Here is a 4,093-nt window from a genome sequence, read left to right as displayed (position 1 = left end):
GGTGGGTGCGGCCGGCCGGCCTGGCAGGCGGCGGGCCCGGGAGGAGAGCCCGCCGCGCGGAGGCCGGCCGGGCGGGAGAGTGCCCGGCCGGTCGAGGTCAGCGCTGGTTCACCGCGACGTTGCTGGGGAGCGGGATGTACGGGAACGACTGCAGGAACGGCTTGTCGTTCATGTCCACCTTGTCCGTCAGCCCGGGGACGAGCTTGCCCGACTGGGCCGCCCCGGCCAGGGCCTGCAGCTCGATGTCCACGACGTCGTCGCCGAGGCGCCGGCCGTTCGGGAAGCCCTGCAGGTCGCCGGCGAGCACGCCGAGCCGGTTGGGGTCCTTGGCGGGCGGGATGGCCATGTTGAGCCGCAGCATCTCCGCCGGCCGCAGCTTGCCCGCGTCCTTGTTGAGCGTCTGCGAGTTCAGGTCGGCCTTGATCGGCCCGTTGGCCTTGGCGATGCCGGTGAGGAAGATCTCCACCAGGTCGGCGCGCGGCGTGGCGGGCGCCTTGATCCCGTAGATGGACTCCAGGAGCCGGGGCACCTCGGGGTCGGTCACCCTCTTGACCAGGGCGGGCACGTCGGCGTCCTTGGCCGGGGGCAGCGCGTTGAAGGCGTCCTTCAGGCCGGCGGGCGCCACCACCTCGTTGACCAGCGGGTTGCCGAGGCGCGAGACCTGGGTGTAGCCGTTCGGGCCCCACTTGTCGGTCGTCGACCACACGCCGATCACCGGGTTGCGCTTGGCGTCACCCTTGAGCGCGAGGTCCTCTGCGGGCACCTGGACGGCCAGGGAGTTCACGTTGTAGCCCTTGGTGGTGTCCTGGCCGACCTCCGACAGGTTGCCGCCGTAGAGCAGGTCGAACACGCGCAGGTCGAGGAAGAACGCCTCGTCGGCCTGCCCGGCGAACGTCTTGCCGCCGCCGGGGAGCCCCTTGAGGGCCTGGGCCCTGAGGGTGCCGTAGTCGGGCATCGAGGCGGGGCCGACGTTGCTGGGCGCGACGATGCCGCCGGAGACGAGCGTGCGGGCGCCCTGGGACGTGATGCGCTTGAGCGTGTAGCGCTGGCGGAAGAGCAGGTTCTGGTCGTCCAGCGAGGTGACGGGCCCGTTGTTGTAGAGGAACGTGTCGTTGCCGCGCCGGTCCTCGTCGCGGAACGTCCACTGGTAGGTGATGTCCGGCTGGGCGTCCCCGTCGTTGTCGATCTTGATGTTGTAGCGGGACTTGGTGTCGAACGTGTAGAAGTTCGGCCCGCCGTTGGGCTCCTGGAACGGGATCCAGTTGGCCAGGAGCGTCACCGTGTCGGCCTTGTCGGGGCTGACGAACGCGTAGACGTCGGTGTTGTCGTTGCGTGGGTCGCCCGCGATCGTCGGGGCCTCGCGGTGCGAGGAGGTGGTGCCGGGCTCGGTCCGGAGCAGTGCGAACGAGGAGGCGGTCAGTGCCGCCGCAATGCCCAATCCGACCAGTGCGCGCCGGTTGATCCGGAGCTCCATTCTTCGGTCCTTTCGCAAGGTGCTGATCGTCTTCTGGAGAGGTTCCGGCCGGGTTCCTCGACGCCCTATTCGTCGCGGGGGCGCCCCCGGATGTCGCCGGATGCCACCGCTTCTCCTCCTCAGGGAGGAGCGTCAACGAAAGTTGACATACTTAGGTCGTCAATCTAAGTTGACGGGTGCGGATGGCGCGTCGCCGTTCGTTGGGACTTTTCGGGATTTGTCATGAAAGGAGATGCGGTGATCAAGGAGCTGCTCGCCTACATCCGCCCGCACAGGGGGATTCTGGTCATCGGCGGGTTACTGGGGCTGGTCGGATCGGTGGCGGGGCTCGCGATGCCGTTGCTCGCCAAGTACGTCGTGGACGCCTTCGGCCAGGACCGGTCGATGGCCGGTCCGCTCATCGGGCTGACCGTGGCCGTCGTGGTCGGAGCCGTCGTCTCGGCCGGCGGCAACTACCTGCTGGAGCGCACGGGCGAGGGCATCGTGCTGGGCGCCAGGCGCAAGCTCGTCGACCGGATGCTCCGGCTCACGGTGGCCGACGTGGACCGGCTCAAGCCGGGCGACCTGCTGTCGCGGGTGACCGGCGACACGACGCTGCTGCGTGCCGTGCTGACCAACGGGATCGTGAACTCGATCGCCGCGGTGTTCATGCTCGTCGGCGCCATCGTCATGATGGCCACCATGGACGGCGTGCTGCTGCTGGTCACGCTGCTCGTGGTGGTCGTGATCGGCGGCATGACGGGGCTGATCATGCCCAGGATCCAGCGGGCGCAGCAGCAGGCCCAGGAGTCCGTGGGCGAGATGGGCGCCGTGCTCGACCGGGCGCTCCAGGCGTACCGGACGGTCAAGGCCAGCGGGGCGGAGGAGCGAGAGATCGCCGTCGTGGCCGACGCCGCCGCCCGCGCCCGCGACCGCGGCCTGCAGGTCGCCGGGTGGACCTCGCTGGCCGGGGTGGCGACGTGGATGGCGGTGCAGATCGCGTTCCTCTGCGTGCTCGCGGTGGGCGGCGCCCGCGTCGCCTCCGGAACGCTGGAGGTGTCGTCGCTGATCGCGTTCCTGCTGTACCTGTTCTACCTGGTCGCCCCGATCGGGCAGCTCGTCGAGGGCGCCGTGCAGCTCCAGCAGGGCCTGGCCGCGATGAAACGGATCAAGGAGATCGAGGACCTGCCCGCCGAGGCCGTCGCCGTGATCGTCCCCCCGGCCATCTCCTCAGCCATCTCAGCCGTCCCCTCGGCCGTCCCCTCGGCCGTCCCCTCGGCCGTCCACTCGCCCGGGAATCCCGTCGGAGTGCGGTTCGAGAACGTGTCCTTCCGGTACGGCGACGACCGTCCCGTCGTGCACGACGGGGTGACCTTCGAGGTGCCGCCCGGCGGGCTGACCGCGCTCGTCGGCCCGTCCGGGGCGGGCAAGTCGACGGTGTTCGCCCTGCTCGAACGCTTCTACGAGCACCAGGGCGGAACCATCACGGTCGCCGGGCGCGACATCCGCGACTGGCCGCTCGGCGAGCTGCGCGCCGCGCTCGGCTACGTGGAGCAGGACGCGCCCGTCCTGGCCGGGACCCTGCGCGAGAACCTCCTCTTCGCCGCCCAGGACTCCACCAAGGAGGAACTGCGGCGCGCCATCGCCCGTACCCGCCTCGACGACCTCGTGGCGCGGCTCCCCGAGGGGCTCGACACGGCCGTCGGCCACCGCGGCGTGCTGCTGTCGGGCGGCGAGCGGCAGCGCGTCGCCATCGCCAGGGCGCTGCTGCGCAGGCCCCGGCTCCTCCTGCTGGACGAGGCCACCTCCCAGCTGGACGCCGTCAACGAGCTGCGGCTGCGCGAGGTCATCGCCGAGGTCGCCACCGAGACGACCGTGCTGGTCATCGCGCACCGCCTCTCGACGGTGACCGACGCCGGCCGCATCGTGGTCATGGAGGGCGGCGGCGTGCGGGCGGTCGGCACGCACGACGAGCTGGTCGGGCGCGACGAGCTCTACCGGGAGCTGGCCGCCACCCAGTTTCTGGTGACTTGAGCCGTTGTACCCTGCCAGTGACATGGATGAATGTGTTCATTCAGGAGGTGGCATGAGCCGGACCGTGCGCGCGCCGCGAGGCGCCACGCTCACCGCGAAGGGGTGGCCACAGGAGGCCGCGCTCCGCATGCTCCAGAACAACCTGGACCCGGAGGTCGCCGAGCACCCCGAGCAGCTGGTCGTCTACGGCGGCTCGGGCCGGGCGGCGCGCGACTGGCCGTCGTTCGACGCGCTGGTCAGGACGCTCACCACGCTCGACGGCGACGAGACGCTGCTGGTCCAGTCGGGCCGTCCGGTGGGTGTCTTCCGTACCCACGAGTGGGCGCCGCGCGTGCTCATCGCCAACTCCAACCTGGTCGGTGACTGGGCGAGCTGGGAGGAGTTTCGGCGGCTGGAGGCGCTCGGGCTGACCATGTACGGGCAGATGACGGCGGGCTCGTGGATCTACATCGGCACCCAGGGCATCCTGCAGGGCACCTACGAGACGTTCGCCGCGGTGGCCGCCAAACGCGGTTTTGACAAGCACGGGGGCGGCTCACTGGCCGGGACGATCACGCTGACCGCGGGCCTGGGCGGGATGGGCGGCGCCCAGCCACTGGCCGTCAC

2 protein-coding genes and 1 pseudogene are annotated in these 4,093 nt (G+C 70.6%); 2 read left to right on the top strand and 1 reads right to left on the bottom strand.

Annotation, left to right across the window (positions count from 1 at the left end; genetic code table 11):
* Positions 1–97: 97 nt before the first annotated feature.
* Entirely contained in the window at positions 98–1,474 is a 1,377-nt protein-coding gene (locus DQW85_RS02160) for a DUF4331 domain-containing protein (protein ID WP_113698764.1), read from the bottom strand.
* 222 nt (positions 1,475–1,696) lie between these two features.
* On the opposite strand from DQW85_RS02160, the gene DQW85_RS02155 reads away from it, so the two are divergent.
* Positions 1,697–3,487 (top strand): ABC transporter ATP-binding protein, encoded by a 1,791-nt coding sequence (locus DQW85_RS02155; protein ID WP_113698763.1) that lies wholly within the window; start codon positions 1,697–1,699, stop codon positions 3,485–3,487.
* A 52-nt stretch (positions 3,488–3,539) separates the two neighbouring features.
* Positions 3,540–4,093: pseudogene (locus tag DQW85_RS02150) on the top strand (urocanate hydratase); the annotation flags it as partial.

Origin of the sequence: Nonomuraea lactucae (genome assembly GCF_003313395.1) — a bacterium.
Lineage (GTDB): Bacteria > Actinomycetota > Actinomycetes > Streptosporangiales > Streptosporangiaceae > Nonomuraea > Nonomuraea lactucae.
The sequence above is the reverse complement of the archived record's forward strand: the minus strand, read 5'-3'. Positions and strand labels throughout refer to the sequence as shown.